Here is a 13,467-nt window from a genome sequence, read left to right as displayed (position 1 = left end):
AACCGCAGCGTGCCTACCCGAGTGGCTCGACGCCGTAGCTGGTGACCACCGCCCGCAGCTCGTCCAGGTAGGTCTGCGCCTGCACGGTGAGCGGGACCGAGGCGTGCGCGATCCAACCGATCTCGATGCGTTCGTCGACGTCGAGGGGGATGGCGACGATCTCGGGGTCGAGGTCGTCGCTGATCAACCCGGTCGAGATCGTGTACCCACCCAGGCCGATCATGAGGTTGAAGATCGTCGCACGGTCCGAGACGCGGATCTCCCGCTTGCTCGACATGGTCGACAGGATCTCCTCGGCCAGGTAGAAGGAGTTGTTCGCGCCCTGGTCGAAGGTCAGGCGGGGCAGGTCGGCGAGGTCCTCGAGGGTCGCGCGTTCCCGTGCCGCGAGCGGGTTCCGCTTGGCGACGAAGATGTGGGGCTGGGCGACGAACAGCGGGGTGAACACGACCCCGGCGTCGCGCAGCAGCTTGCCGAGCACCTGCGTGTTGAAGTCGTTGCGGTAGAGGATGCCCACCTCGCTGCGCAGTGTCCGGACGTCCTCGATGATGTCCCAGGTGCGTGTCTCGCGGAGCGAGAACTCGTACTCGTCGGCGGCCGCCGCGTCGACCATCCGGACGAAGGCCTCAACGGCGAACGAGTAGTGCTGCGCGGACACCCCGAGCAGCCGGCGCGACGCCTGCCGCCCGACGTAGCGCTGCTCGAGCAGGGAGACCTGCTCGACGACCTGCCGGGCGTACCCGAGGAACTCGACGCCGTCGACGGTGAGCACGACGCCCCTGGCCGACCGGGTGAAGAGCGGGCGTCCGATCCGCGTCTCGAGGTCCTTCATCGCCGCGGACATCGTCGGTTGGGACACGTAGAGCAGGTCGGCGGCTGCGCTGATCGAGCCCTCGGTCGCGACCTCGATGAAGTACCGGAGCTGCTGCAGGGTGATGTCGTTCGAGACACGGGCCATAGGCGCAGGCTATACGACCGCATAGCGTCTCGGTATTACCTGATGGCTCACCGCTCGCACCATGATCGACGTACCCCCTTCACCCAGCGTCCACGGGCGCTCGACGAACAGATTGCCGACCATGGCGAACGACCCCACCTTCAGCATCACCCGGACCCGGTTCGACGAGGACTACTCCCCCGCGGACAGCTCCCGGCTGACCACGAACTTCGCGAACCTGGCGCGCGGCGAGCGCCGGCAGGAGAACCTGCGTGCAGCACTGGCGATGATCGACGGGCGCGCGAACGACCTCGCCGGGGCGCGTGACCGCTACCGTCTGCAGCTCGACATCGTCTCGGTCGCGCTGGAGTTCTCGGACGGTGGGTCGGACGCGGAGTTCCCGCTGCTCGAGATGCTCGACGTGACGATCGTCGACCAGCACACCGGCGAGCACCACCGCGGGATCCTCGGCAACAACTTCTCGTCGTACCTGCGCGACTACGACTTCTCGGTGCTGCTGCCGTCGTCGCCGACCCTGCCGTCCGACTTCGGCCAGCTGCACGGGGCGCTCTTCCAACGCTTCCTGGAGTCGTCCGCGTTCCACGCCGAGTTCGACACGGAGCCCGTCGTCTGCATCAGCGTCTCGACGAGCCAGACGTACCGCCGGAACGGGTACGTCCACCCGGTGCTCGGTGCCGAGTACGAGCACGAGCACTCCTCGCTCACCGACGACTACTTCGGCAGGATGGGCATGCGGGTCCGGTACTTCCAGCCCGCCGGCGCCGCGGCCCCGCTCGCGTTCTACACGCGCGGCGACCTGACCGGCGACCACACGGACCTCCAGCTCATCGGCACGATCGCCACCATGGAGACGTTCCAGAAGATCTACCGCCCGGAGGTCTACGCCGCGAACACACCGGCCGGCAGCACCTACCGCCCGACGCTCGACCACACCGACTTCACGCCCACCCCGGTCACCTACGACCGCGAGGAGCGCAGTCGCCTCGGCGTCACCCAGGGCCGGTGGACCGAAGAACACCTCGTGACGCCGCACGGTGCGCTCCTGTCCCGTTTCGCCGCCGAACCCGTCCCCGCCCGCTGACCGTCTGGACCGCCACTTCCATGAGCTCTCTCCTCCCCACCTCGATCGTCGGCAGCCTGCCGAAGCCGTCCTGGCTCGCCGAGCCCGAGCGACTCTGGTCCCCCTGGCAGCTCGACGGTGCCGCCCTGGTCGAGGGCAAGCAGGACGCCCTGCGCTCCGCCGTCCACGAGCAGGAACGCCGCGGCATCGACATCGTCAGCGACGGCGAGCAAACCCGCCAGCACTTCGTCACCACGTTCATCGAGCACCTGGACGGCATCGACCAGGAGCGCAAGGAGACCGTCCGGATCCGCGACCGGTACGACGCTGCCGTCCCCACAGTCGTCGGCGCCGTGAGCCGCCCCGCCCCGGTCTTCGTCGACGACGCCCGGTTCCTCCGCGCACAGACCGACCGACCGATCAAGTGGGCGCTCCCCGGCCCGATGACGATGATCGACACCCTCTCCGACCAGCACTACAAGAGCCGCGAGAAGCTGGCGTGGGAGTTCGCCACGATCCTGAACCAAGAAGCCCGGGAGCTCGAAGCTGCCGGCGTCGACGTCATCCAGTTCGACGAGCCCGCCTTCACCGTCTTCCACGACGAGGTACAGGACTGGGGCGTCGCCGCCCTCGAACGCGCCACCGAGGGCCTGCGCGCCGAGACCGCCGTGCACATCTGTTACGGCTACGGCATCGAGGCGAACAACAAGTGGAAGGAGACCCTCGGCGCCGAGTGGCGGCAGTACGAGCAGTCGTTCCCGCTCCTGCAGCAGTCGTCGATCGACATCGTCTCGCTCGAGTGCATCCACTCGCACGTACCCCTCGAGCTCGTCGAGCTCATCCGCGGCAAGAAGGTCATGCTCGGCGCGGTCGACGTCGCCACCGAGACCGTCGAGACGCCGGACGAGGTCGCAGAGGTCCTGCGTCGGGCCCTCGAGTTCGTCGATGCGGACAAGCTGATCCCGAGCTCGAACTGCGGGATGGCTCCGCTGGCCAGGGGGGCGGCGCTCGGCAAGCTCAGCGCGCTGTCCGCTGGTACGGACATCGTGCGGGCTGAGCTCGTCGGCTCGGCCGTTCCGTCGGCGCGCTGACCACTGCGAGACACCGCGGCGGCTCTCTTCCGGAAGGAGGAGAGCCGCCTTTCGTGTTGCGTCCGCCGCGTGCGCGGGTCTCGGACCGGCCTGGAGGTGCGGCATCCGTCCGGCTGATGGGTCGGGTTGGTACTGCCGGCAACCTGCACCGCCTGCGTCGGCTTGGTCATGAACCGTCGCATGTCGACCGCACCTCCTGCTCGATGAGCACCGTGGCGATCGCGTCAGCTGCATGCGGAGCCTTCGCGAGCGTGTGGACCGCGGCGGTGACTCCTGCCACGTTGGCGATGACCGCTCCTGCCGCTCGCACCTCTCCGTTGATCCAAGTCGATGCCCCTTCCCGCTGCCAGCTCACCGTGCGGGAGTGCCCAGCTCCGGGCTCGAGCGCCCAGTTGGCGTAGCGCTAGAGATCCTCGAACGTGGACCAGACGCCGCCAGCCGCCGCGAACGACGACTCCCCGAGCGCCCACGGCTTGATCGCGCGACCGAAGAGCTTCGGCACCACGCGACCTGCCTGAGCTGGCGCGAGGCCCGCCGAGCTGATCCCCGCCGGCTCCAGCACGTGCTGGCGTACAGCGGCGAACCAGTCGCCGTGCACCTCGTCGAGCACTGCGCCGAGGAGGGCGTACCCCAGGTTCGAGTTTACGAACTGGCCTCGGGGCGTGGCCAGTGTCGCAGCCGTCAGCTCCAGAGGAACCCCGACAGACACTCGGTACGGGTCGCCGAACTGTCGGTCGCGCATAGTGGCCGGCAGCCGAGGCAAACCCGAGGTGTGGTGAACCAGGTCAGCAACGGTCATCTCGGCGTCGGGCACAGCGGGGAGGTAGTGCGCAACCGGCCGCTTGACCTCGAGTGTGAGCCAAGCCGTCGTGCCCACGAGTCCTTTTTGTGATGCTCCCCCACTCGAGCATCGAAGCGGTGGCGTACGGCCAGTGGGGCTCACGGAAGGTACGCCAGCCGTCGCCTGCGCGAAGACTCGCGCGCCAGTGTCCGGAGCTCTCAAGCGGGTTCCGCATCGCGTGTCGCTCTCTGGAAACCGGCCCAGATGCGGGCCTTCACGAAAAGAACTCTGAACGGGCCATTGCTTCGCCCGTCGGACGTTCGCACGTGCTCACTCGCAGAAGCTATTGCTAGTGCGCCTCGGGGTGCTCCAGTGCGAAGCTGCGAGCGTCTTCGATCGCCGCGGCAGTGGCGTCTGGATCGCCGGTTTGAAACGCCACGTAGTGGTCCTGCGTCGTCACGACAACCGCGGGGCCGTGCCCGAGAAAGAAGGTGGTGTAACCGGGGCCGCGAGCAACGATGCCGATGCGAGGCGCCATCGGCCATGACTTCGGATCAACACGGATCTCGACGATCTCGTCGAATCGAATCCGTCTCGCACGGAACGGAAACGAACGTACCGTCAGAGCGTCTGAGCCGACGATTACGGTGACCGCGGCAGGCAAGAGCAGCGCTGCACCGAGTGCGAAGGGAGCGGCGGCGATCAAACCGACCAGCGCACCCGGTTCTTCTGCCACGGTCGCAACGAGCACCACGACGAACAGCACCCCGGCGGCGAGAGTGGCGAAGACGATTCCTGCCACCAGCAGTCGCCGCGGCCGCCGGAGTATCCAGGCATGCCTGGGCGGCCTCCGCCTAGCCAGCGCGGGACCCATCTCACTGCTCACCGTCGTCCTCCATTCGTGTCGAACTTGCGGTGGATGAGCGGACCGCCGTGAAGGGGCCTTCCCGACGCAGCTGGTGCGCGCGGGGCGGGCCGGCGGCGGACCGCCCCGCGCGGCTGCTCACGCGAAGGCAGCGGCCAGATCAGCGGCCAGCTTCTCGTTCGTCATGTCGTCCTGCGGCGCGTCCACGCTGAGTGGCACGACGGCGAGAACCACCCAGAACGCGAGCGCGACGACGAGGACGGTTGCACATTTGCCGCTACCCGTCCCCGCTTCGACGCCGTGCTCAGCCGCGATCTTCTTCGAGATGCGTTGCAGTGCACGCAGGCCGCCGAGAGTGCGGAACGGGTCGCCACTCTGAACTGCTTCCGTAACATCCGCGTGGAAGTCCGCATCGGCGGCGCGATACTCCTCGGTCAGCTCTGTGAGCTCGTCCGACGTCAGCGCGGGGGTCCCTGCAGGGACGAACCCGGCCAGATCCGCCCGCATACTCGCTAGCGGGCCTCGACCCGTGGCAAAGAACTCAATGACCGCTTCGTCGCTGAACGTCGGCGTCGACGGGCGAGCGATTGTGGCGGCCTCCGCCTGCGCCGGCGGTGTCAGTGTCGTGGCGGGAAGCGCCGCAGCCGCGACCAACGCGGTCATGAGCAGAGTCTTTTTCATCGTTTTCTCCTTTTCTCTCTGACCATTTAGTCAGATGACCGTTACATCGTCTTCGACGACCGAGATCAGTCTTCGAGGATCCATCGTGGGAGGGATTGGATGACTCCGCGGATCACGCCTGCTCGTCGCGATTGCAGCGATCGCCACTCCACCGATCATCGTGAGTCCGAAACTCCAGAGGCCGATAGTGATGATGATCGCAGTGTGCAGGATGGAGCAAGCAATCAGCGCAAACTTGCGTGAATGAGGCCCGCAGAGGATCAGCACGGCTATCGCCACTTCAAGCACTATTGCACCCCAGGTCAACGAAACGACGACCAACGTGTTCGAGGTAAGGGCCCTCATAACCGATGCGACTGGCCCCGATGCGCCGAAATAGAGGTCTCGAATGACGTAGTACTCAGCAGCGCCAGTGACCCAGTCGTTCGCGAACACCTTTCCGATCCCGCTGTCAAAGTAGATCATTGCCACTTGGATGCGGATTGCGAAGAGCCCTGCGAGAGCAATCTGAAGCCGTGGAGCAGAAAGTCGACGCCGACGGCGATCAAATCCGTATCGGCGGTCGTCCGCGATGTTGACGACAGCGACAAGGATCAGGAACACAACCGCTGCTTGGTCCCCGCCGTCGGGCGAAGCGATGGCGCTCGCGATCGAGAAGGCGGCCCAGACATGCAGCCAGCCGACGATTGCGGGCAAGACGCCAGCGAGAACGCATAGGAGAATGCTGACGAGTGTCATCGTCGGCACCCAATGCGGCGAATCCTTCATCAGGCAGTAGGCTCCGATTGCGCGGACCCCAGCGCAGTGCGGCGCAGGAGCTGCACCGGCCACGGATTGCATGAGCGCCGAGTAGGGCGTCAGAAGCAGAGTGAGCAACTCCGCCCCGGCAATCAGAGAGCGGCCTGCCCAGAGCTGGGATCCGCGAATCTCGAACATCGACAACGCCCGCTGCAGCGCAAGCACCCGAAGCTCTCCGATTATCAGTTGCATCTGACGCTCACTGACGCGGTGCGGACGATGTACGTGGATTCGTACCCAAACCCCCTGAATTCGAACGGAGTCGGCTTTACTTGCGCGAGCACCATCGGCCCACAGAGGGTTCGGTGTGCTGCGGAGTTTGCAACTACTTGCTGGACCCCGCGCTGAGCTTGCTTGACGCAGGTTTCGGGCTGCCAGCGATTCGAGCACTTGACCCACTTCACGTCGGCCGAGATCAGAGCGATCTCCGGTCCCTGCGCACGTTGAGTTCGTGACATACCGAAGAGGTTGCGAGCGCGGGTCTGCGGCAAATCGAGTAGCGACGATGACGAGGCCGAGGAATACGCAGTGAGGGCAGACTTCTGCAGCGATGCGGTGAAGAACTCCCACCGCTGAGGAGCGACCGCCGCGACGAAGTCGCGCGCGGCCGTTCCCGCAGCGGTCCTTGACGTCAGAGCGTTGGGCGCCAATGACAGAAGCAAGGTCGTCACCAACCAGGCCAAGAGGATCCCGAGGGCTCCGATGAACACTCCGTATGCACGAAGGGTGCGGGTCACGAGCTCACTTCGGACGCGACGATCGCGGCAAACGCCCGGGTTGCCTCTGCCCCCTCGGCAGCAGTCTTGGGCCACAGGTACGTCTTGTAGTAAACGGCAACAGCGACGGCCCCGACCGCGAGGACCGCTGCGGCCGCGACGACAAGGCACTTCCCATCGGAAGTGTTGGTGATGGCTGTTCCTTGCATCTCCTCGAGGGCAGCTCGGAACGTGTTCAGGGCCGACTCCACCTTGAATGGATCACCCGACTGGAACGGGATCGTCACGGAGGAATGGAACTCCGGATCTGCGGCGGTGAATGCTTCTTTCAGCTGAGCAAGTTCTGGCGCCGTGAGCGGGTTGCTCCCGCTGGGCAGGTATCCGGCGAGCACAGGATGGTCTTTGACCAGCCGCCCCTGACCAGCAACGAGCGCCGCGATGACTTCGACGTCTCCGTAGACGGTGGCGGAGTGGTCAACTGCCTCTGACGCTTCATGAAGCAGCGGTTCGGCAGTGGCCGGGCCGCTCTGGACGCCGACCAGTGTTGCTGCGCACAGCGCAGCGACTGCCAGCCCAATCGTTGTTCGAATCTCCTTCTTTGACGATGCGATCATGCGAGCAGTATTCCAATAAGCTGTCCAACATGTCAAACATCGGAGGCGGCTGAATTGCAAGTTGCACGAATCGTCATGTTCATCGCGCTGGCGTACGGCGGCGCCTGGGCTCTCCTCACACCGGCGCTCGTGTCCAGCGCTGATCTCACGGATCCGGTAGGCAGCCTTGGGACCTATGTCGCCACAGTTGCGATGATGTTCACCCCCGCGGCGAGCGCACTGCTCGTCGCTGTCGCACTGGAGCGGCGCCGCGGCCGCTCGATCCTCCGCGGCGTCGGCCTCGACGCCTTCTTCACGCGGCGTGGTTGGCGGACTGGGATCTGGGCGACGATGGCAGCGGCGACTCTTGTGGTGGGGAGCTGGGGGCTTGGCCTGTCGTTCGGGTGGCTCGAACTGGACCCGGAACGATCCCCGCTCAAGACCCTGTTCGTGCAACTCACCGGCGAGGAGCCGCCGCTACCGATGGCCACTCTCGCCGCCCTCCAGCTCGTGAACCTCCCCATCGGCCTCGCCGTGACGAGCGTCGCGGTGGCAGGAGAAGAGGTCGGTTGGCGCGGCTGGCTCCTGCCACGTCTCGTGGAGCTCGCGCCACGGTGGGCGCTCCCGCTCAGCGGACTCATCTGGGGCGTCTGGCACACGCCTGCGATCCTGCTCGGCCTCAACTACGACCAGCCCGATCTGCTCGGCGTCTGCATGATGGCGGTGGCGTGCACAGGTGTTGGAGTACTCATCGGTTGGTTGCGGCTGCGCAGCCGATCACTGCTCCCGTGCGTCCTCGCCCATGCAGGGCTCAACGTCTTCACCACCTACCAATCAGCACTCTTCACGCCCTTCGACCCGCGCCTGGTCGGCCCCCTCTCAGTGACGGGATGGATCGTCATCGCGGCGATGCTCGTTTGGCTGGGAGTCGCTCGGCGCCGACAACGCAGTGCGTTCGGCCAAAGAACCTAGGAACCGCCCGACTCTGAGCGGCAGTGTTCCGGATTGCCGGTTCGCCGGCTGAACCGACCTGGGCACTTCCTGACGCCGTTCGTCACTGATGAGCGCGACGGTCGGCGGGAGTCCGCATCCCCATGACCGCTCGATGCGATGCGCAGTCCCCACAGTCCGCCAGCCGCGTACAGTCCCAGCCAACGCACCACTGGCGGAAGATCGGGGAACGCGATGCGACTGATCACGGGGACGACACTGGTCGTTGCACTGGCCGTCGGAGCGCTGATCGGTCTCGCGCCGCCAGCGACCGCGGCCGGATCGGGAACGATCACCGTGCAGCTCACAACGCCGGACGGCACCGCGATCCGGCTGGCGGACGTCGAACTCGCAGCGATCGGCACAGACGCCGTCATCGGGAACGCCACCACTGACGATGACGGCACCGCGACGTTCACCGGCATCCCCACGCCGGACACCGTCACGGTGGCGACACGACAGCTCCCGCCGCACGGTGCCGAGACCTACACCCCCGGGCTCCGCTCGGACATCGAGGTCCGCAGTGGTTCGACGGTTGCGGTCACTCTGCCGCTCGTGATCGGCGCCACCGTCCAGGGCGAGGTGGTCGGCCCGACCGGAGCCGCCTCCGGACGCCTCATGTACGCATGGAACGAGGACACTTCGCAGGTGTTCCGGACGACCTCGGACAGCGCTGGCAAGTACCAGTTCGTCGGACTCAGCACCGGGAAGTACCGCATCGAGGCGTTCGCCAGCGGGACCGCGTCGCCCGCTGTCTGGAAGACACGGGTGTACCAGCAGCGCGGCATGCTCCCGGCTTCGCAGGTGACGTTGTCACGGCACTATGCACACAGCGACTACGACCTGACCGTCTACGCCGCCTCGGCTTCCCGCGACTCATCGGCGCAGCTCAGTGGCGCGGGCGTCACGGTGACGAACGCGACGACCGGAGCGTCGTTCTCCACCAGGTTCTCCACCCTGCTCGACAACGAACAATTGGCACAGTTCCAGCTCCCCTCCGGGCAGTACCTGGTGGAACTCCGCACGGCGGCGACATCCGCAACACCCGCTCAGGTGCTGTGGCTCGCACGTCCCGGTGGCGTCTACCGGTACGTCACCGACCGGACACAGGCCGTCCCAGTGAAGGTCGTGTTCGGCGGTCACAACTTCTGGGGCGGAGCGTTCTCGGAGACCGCCTCGCGCTGAGTGCCCCGTGAAGCCCTCGGGCTCGCCTCACGATTTCTGACACGGACGGGTCAGGCCTAGAGCGTTGACTACTCACATGATCACCAAGAACGAGATCCACGACGTCGAGAACGCGCCCGTCCGAGACCGGAACGGCGCATCGGTCGGCAAGGTCGCGCAGGTGTTCCCCTCCGACGAGGACGGTAGCGCCGAGTTCGTCAGCGTCGCGACCGGGCTGCTCGGCAGTCACCACGCGCTCGTCCCGGTCGAGGACGCCACCTTCGACGGCACGGACCTGCACGTCGGCTACACGAAGAGCGAGATCAAGGGCGCGCCGTCCCTCGGAGTCGGACAGACCTTGTCCGTCACCGAGGCGAACGCCGTCCGCGAGCACTTCGGGCTGTCCCCCGCCGGCAAGGCCACCGGCGACATGGGCGACGCGCACGAGAACCTCGACCAGGCCGGCACCGGCCCGGCTGGCGCAGACGACACCGAGGGCGCGGGAACGACTCCGCCGGCGTGACCAGCTCTGACGCGACGACGCTGCCGTCCCGCCCTCTCGGCAGACGTGCCGCAGGACCGCGCGCGTCCACCCGCTGGCCCGACGGACTGGAGGCGGTGCTCACCAGGTGAGCTCCGCCTCCAGTCCGTTGCGTGGTCCGGTCAGGACCGCTGGCGGCTCCTGCGGACGCCGATGCGGAGGCACAGGCCGAGGACCACGGCGAGGAGCGCCGCGACAGCCGCGGGGCCGGTGCCGTCGGCGCCGGTGTACGCCAGTTCTTCCGCGTCCGGCGCCGGGCTGGCCGGATCATCGGTGTCGGCGATCGGGTCGACGACGGTGCCCGTCGTGGGCTCCACAGAAGGGATCGTCGGGCTCGTCGGCTGCGTCGGGGTCGTCGGTTCCGTCGGGTTGGTCGGGTTCGTCGGTTCCGTCGTCGGCGGCGCGACGACCGCGGTCGGGCTGACCTCGATGAGCATCGACGCACTGACCGTTCCCACCGTCGCCGTGATGACGTGCGGCGAGGCGTGGTGGAACGTCACGGTCGCACCGTCGATCTCGTCCGAGGCCACGCTGCTGGTGAGCGTCACGTCGCCGGGCGTCGGGAGCTCGTTGCCGAAGGAGTCGGCACCGATCGCGTCGACCCGGATCGTCGAGCCCTGTTCCGCCGTCACCGTGCCGTTGGTCGTACCCGTGCCACTCGTGGTCAGCGTGAGCGCGTCGAGCGCTCCGGGAGCGACGGTGATCGTGACGGTGGAGACCGCCGGGAACCCGACACCGTTGGTGGCGGTGATCCGGATGACCGAGAGTCCGGCCTTCGTCGGGACACCGGTGATGTCTCCGGTCGTCGGGTCGAAGGTGAGCCCTGCGGGCAGGTCGCCGTCGAAGGTGACGGTCGGGGCCGGGGACCCCGCGATGTCGACGTGGTAGCGGAACGGCTCGCCGGCGACGACCCGCGTCGGCAGGGGGCTCTCCGGCGTGGCCGTCCCGGGCACCCCGACGACCGGTACGGTGCCGTCGGACGTCACGGTGAAGGGCTTCCACCCGGCGAGGGTGCCGGTGACCTCGACGCTGACGACGTGACCGAGGTCGGCCTCGGCGAGCGTGTAGGTCCGGCTGGTCGCACCGTCGACGGCGGCGGCGTCACGGAGCCAGCGGTACGAGAGCTCGGTGCCCTCGACCCAGCCGGTGCTGCGCGCGGTGAGCTCGGCACCGACCTGCGCGGTGCCGGTGGCGTCGATCGCGGCCGAGGCGTGCTGCGTGCCGGCGACCACGGTGATGTCGGTGGTGGCCTCGACCGTGCGGTCGGTGTAGCCGTCGAGGTGCCCGGTCACCGTGACGCCGATCACGGCGTCGACGTCGTCGGCCGAGGGCGTGTAAGTGGCACCCGTCGCTCCGTCGATGGCGACACCGTCGCGCGTCCAGCGTCGGTCGAAGGACGTGCCGTCGAGCCAGCCGGTGTCCGTGACGGTGAGGGCGGTACCGACCGCAGGGTCGCCGTCGATGCCGACGGTTCCGTGCTGGCGCCCCTCGCCCACCACCGCCGGGGTGCTGGCGACGGAGTACCGGTCGTAGCCCTCCGCGGTGCCGGTCGCGACGACGTGCAGGGAGTGACCGGCCTGCGCGGCCGCCGGCGTGTAGCTCGCCGAGGTCGCGCCGGCGATCGCCCGGTCGCCGTCGAACCACTGCAGCGCGACCGTGGCGCCGGTCGGCGTCCATCCGCTGGTCGTCGCCGTGATCGGCTCGGCGACCGTGGCAGCGCTGGTCGTGACGGTGCCGGTCTGCGTGCCGGAGGCGGCGGCGATCGCCGCCGAGGTCGCGGTCGTCGCGGTGTACCCGCGCGAGGTGACGGAGGCGATGACGAAGACCGAGTGCCCACCGACCGCGTCACGGCCGGTGACCGTGTACTGCTCGGCGGTCGCGCCGGGGATCTGGACGTCCGTGCTGTCGCGGTACCACTGGTAGCGCACCGCGGCGTCCGTGGGGACCACCGCGGGGAGCGATGCGGTGAGGACCGTGCCGGCCTTCGCGGACGAGCCGACCGTGGCGTCTCGGGCATCGGCGATCCGGACGGTGCCGGGAGCGATCGTGCCGGAGTCGACGGCGCCGAGGTCTGAGGTCTTCGTGGCGGTGTGACGCCCGACGGCGTTCGCGGTCACGGTGACCTGCACGGCCTTGCCGAGGTCGTCCGGGGTCGGCGTGTACGTCGCCGCGGTGCTCACCGGAGCGCCGTCGACGGTCCACGACCAGGTGAGGCTCGGGGCCGGGACCCAGCCGTCCGAGCTCGCGGTCACGCTCTTGCCGACCGCCGGTTTCGCGTCGTCGACCGTCAGAGAGCCGCCCGCGAAGTCGCCCATGGGCGTCGCGGTCGCAGTGGTGCTCCACAGCCCGGGGCCGCGGTCGGTGGTCGCCCGGACCCGGAAGTCGTACGAGGTGCCGTTCGTCAGGCCGGTGACCGTCGCGGTCGTCGCCGTCGTCGCGGCGGGCGCGCTCCACGAGCCGGAACCGTGGACGGCGTACTCGGTCTCGTACCCGGTGACGGTGGTGTCCGCTGGCGGTGTCGGCGCGGTCCACGAGAGCGCCGCCGTACCGTCATCGGCGGTCGCGGTGAGGCTCCCGGGCGCCGGGATCGTCAAGACGTAGGTGCGGTAGTTGAAGGACTCGAAGCCGACGGAGCTGCGGCCGCCGACGATCAGCCCCTCTCCAGGGGCCGGAGCGTTGCTGGTCCAGGCCGAGCCCTTGGGAAGCGCGAAGAAGTAGGTCGAGCCGGCCGTGACGGTCGGTGGCGTCACGAAGGAGACCGTCTGCCAGCCCCCCGCTTGCGAGATGGTCCCGGTGGCGAGCGCCGTGCCCGTCGGCGATGAGCCCGCGTACACCGAGACGGGGCCGGTCCCGTTGGTCGCGCCGTACGGCCACCAGTTGATGTCGGCGCCGGTGAGCTGACCGCTCCGGCTGGGGACGTAGACCTGGCCGGAACCGGCCGGGAAACTGAGCCCGGACCACTGCTTCTCCGTCGCGCGGTCGATCGTGCCGGTGGCCGGGGCCGCCTGCGCAGCGGGGGCAGCGATCAAGGTGAGCGAGCCGACGAGGGCTGCGGCGAGCGCCGCTGCCGAGAGCCGGGCGCGGCGACGAGGCCGCGCGGAGCGTGAGAGCACGGGGATCCTTCGGGTGGATGCGACCGATGCGGTCACGGTTGCGCTCACCGTACCGAGGGGAACTCGGGTTGCGCTTCCTCCCGTGTGGGGGCCAAGCAGGGCGAACAGCCGCCGTGCGT

The 13,467-nt window shown here is 68.0% G+C and carries 13 protein-coding genes; 5 read left to right on the top strand and 8 right to left on the bottom strand.

The genetic code is table 11. The annotated features are described in order from the left end of the window. Positions 1–13: 13 nt before the first annotated feature. Positions 14–955 (bottom strand): LysR family transcriptional regulator, encoded by a 942-nt coding sequence (locus BIU97_RS12070; RefSeq protein WP_071297774.1) that lies wholly within the window; start codon positions 953–955, stop codon positions 14–16. Positions 956–1,076: 121 nt separating this feature from the next. Here BIU97_RS12070 and BIU97_RS12065 point away from each other — a divergent pair, with 121 nt between their 5' ends. Continuing rightward, positions 1,077–2,036, top strand: a complete 960-nt coding sequence (locus BIU97_RS12065) for a putative oxygenase MesX (RefSeq protein WP_071297773.1) — start codon at positions 1,077–1,079, stop codon at positions 2,034–2,036. A 20-nt stretch (positions 2,037–2,056) separates the two neighbouring features. Further along, positions 2,057–3,106, top strand: coding sequence for a methionine synthase (locus tag BIU97_RS12060; protein ID WP_071297772.1), 1,050 nt, complete (start codon positions 2,057–2,059; stop codon positions 3,104–3,106). A 403-nt stretch (positions 3,107–3,509) separates the two neighbouring features. On the opposite strand, the gene BIU97_RS18115 is transcribed toward BIU97_RS12060, so the two are convergent. From BIU97_RS18115 to BIU97_RS18110, 6 genes are all read right to left on the bottom strand, one after another. After that, on the bottom strand, positions 3,510–3,983 hold the full coding sequence (locus BIU97_RS18115; RefSeq protein ID WP_071297771.1) for a serine hydrolase: 474 nt from the start codon (positions 3,981–3,983) through the stop codon (positions 3,510–3,512). Positions 3,984–4,236: 253 nt separating this feature from the next. Next, entirely contained in the window at positions 4,237–4,689 is a 453-nt protein-coding gene (locus tag BIU97_RS12050; protein WP_071297770.1) for a PH domain-containing protein, read from the bottom strand. Positions 4,690–4,890: 201 nt separating this feature from the next. Next, positions 4,891–5,433 (bottom strand): hypothetical protein, encoded by a 543-nt coding sequence (locus tag BIU97_RS12045; protein WP_071297769.1) that lies wholly within the window; start codon positions 5,431–5,433, stop codon positions 4,891–4,893. A 30-nt stretch (positions 5,434–5,463) separates the two neighbouring features. After that, positions 5,464–6,423 (bottom strand): sporulation-delaying protein SdpB family protein, encoded by a 960-nt coding sequence (locus tag BIU97_RS12040; protein WP_071297768.1) that lies wholly within the window; start codon positions 6,421–6,423, stop codon positions 5,464–5,466. After that, the gene (locus tag BIU97_RS18550) at positions 6,414–6,902 is read right to left on the bottom strand and encodes an SdpA family antimicrobial peptide system protein (protein WP_368073094.1); all 489 of its coding nucleotides are present in this window, start codon (positions 6,900–6,902) and stop codon (positions 6,414–6,416) included. The genes BIU97_RS12040 and BIU97_RS18550 overlap by 10 nt, the downstream gene beginning before the upstream one ends. A gap of 62 nt (positions 6,903–6,964) precedes the next feature. Then, positions 6,965–7,561, bottom strand: coding sequence for a hypothetical protein (locus tag BIU97_RS18110; RefSeq protein ID WP_175472442.1), 597 nt, complete (start codon positions 7,559–7,561; stop codon positions 6,965–6,967). A gap of 75 nt (positions 7,562–7,636) precedes the next feature. On the opposite strand from BIU97_RS18110, the gene BIU97_RS12025 reads away from it, so the two are divergent. The 3 genes from BIU97_RS12025 (at position 7,637) to BIU97_RS12015 (ending at position 10,217) form a co-directional block, all read left to right on the top strand. Further along, a complete protein-coding gene (locus BIU97_RS12025; protein WP_071262766.1) occupies positions 7,637–8,512 on the top strand; it encodes a CPBP family intramembrane glutamic endopeptidase in 876 nt (291 codons plus the stop codon). Between the two features lie 315 nt (positions 8,513–8,827). Continuing rightward, positions 8,828–9,715 carry a carboxypeptidase-like regulatory domain-containing protein gene (locus BIU97_RS12020; RefSeq protein ID WP_175472441.1) on the top strand — a complete coding sequence of 296 codons (888 nt, stop codon included), beginning with the start codon at positions 8,828–8,830 and terminating at the stop codon, positions 9,713–9,715. A gap of 76 nt (positions 9,716–9,791) precedes the next feature. After that, entirely contained in the window at positions 9,792–10,217 is a 426-nt protein-coding gene (locus tag BIU97_RS12015; RefSeq protein WP_071297765.1) for a PRC-barrel domain-containing protein, read from the top strand. A 140-nt stretch (positions 10,218–10,357) separates the two neighbouring features. Here BIU97_RS12015 and BIU97_RS12010 read toward each other — a convergent pair whose 3' ends face one another. Further along, on the bottom strand, positions 10,358–13,348 hold the full coding sequence (locus BIU97_RS12010; RefSeq protein WP_071297764.1) for a fibronectin type III domain-containing protein: 2,991 nt from the start codon (positions 13,346–13,348) through the stop codon (positions 10,358–10,360). Positions 13,349–13,467: the final 119 nt, after the last annotated feature.

The sequence above is a fragment of the Curtobacterium sp. MCBA15_009 genome, assembly GCF_001864895.1.
Lineage (GTDB): Bacteria > Actinomycetota > Actinomycetes > Actinomycetales > Microbacteriaceae > Curtobacterium.
This window is presented reverse-complemented; position numbering and strand designations above follow the sequence as displayed.